This window comes from Psychrobacter sp. 1U2 (genome assembly GCF_051847575.1).
The window spans coordinates 1-907 of the sequence record NZ_JBPYDC010000672.1 but is presented as its reverse complement, the minus strand read 5'-3'; the positions used below and the strand labels follow the sequence as shown (position 1 = coordinate 907).

The 907-nt window shown below is 41.5% G+C and carries 2 protein-coding genes; both read left to right on the top strand.

Annotated features, from left to right (window positions below; all coding sequences use genetic code 11):
• On the top strand, positions 1–370 hold a 370-nt coding region (locus tag ACS8FD_RS18015; RefSeq protein ID WP_439276857.1), incomplete at its 5' end, for an LSm family protein.
• Positions 371–464: 94 nt separating this feature from the next.
• On the top strand, positions 465–907 hold a 443-nt coding region (locus ACS8FD_RS18010; RefSeq protein WP_439276856.1), incomplete at its 3' end, for a NusA N-terminal domain-containing protein.

The following is a 907-nucleotide window of genomic DNA, read 5'->3' as shown; positions in this document are numbered from 1 at the left end:
GTCGCTACCAGAAGAGCAAGCGCAAGACAAACAGGTAACTATTGAGGACTGTGCCGCAGTCAACCATCAAGTGAGCGGTATTCTTGAAGTACATGATCCTATTGCGGGTGAGTATATTTTAGAAGTATCATCGCCAGGGTTTGATCGTGCGTTCTTCTCAGAAGAGCAAATGCGAGACTACATCGGACAAACGGTTAGTTTGCGTCTGATCCAAGCAATAGGGCAAGGGGACAAAAAACGACGAAAAGTAACGGGTAACCTAGATAGTATGGGTGCTACCTCGTTGATTCTTACTGCTACTGATAATGAGCAGTTCGAGATTACTTTTAGTAATATCGACAAGGCCAATCTCGTTTTTGAAGACGCTTGATGTTATAAAAACTTAGATAACGTATGGTTTACTTTAGCAACATAACGTCAATACACAAATTATGAAATTTAAGTAAGTATAGGACTGGTATAGCATGAGTCGTGAAATCTTAACGGTAGTTGAAACCGTCAGTAATGAAAAAGGCCTAAACCCTGAAGATATATTTGAAGCCATAGAAGACGCTTTAGTAGTATCGACTAAGAAAAAAGTATATACCGAACAACCGGAAGTAGCAGTACGAGTGGCTATCGATCGTACTACTGGCGATTATGATACTTATCGTTATTGGACAGTGGTTGCTGATGAAGATCATGAAATGCCAGCTTGTCAGCTTGCTATTACTGACCTTGATCAAGAAGAATGGTCGATCGGGGATGTAAAGGAAGAGCAGATTGAGTCGATCGAATTTGGGCGTATCGCAGCTACTCAAGCAAAGCAGGTAATCATCCAAAAAATTCGTGAAGCTGAGCGTGCCTTAGTAGCAGATGCTTTTGAGCCACGTATTGGTGAGATGATGTATGGCGAAGTTAAAAAGCA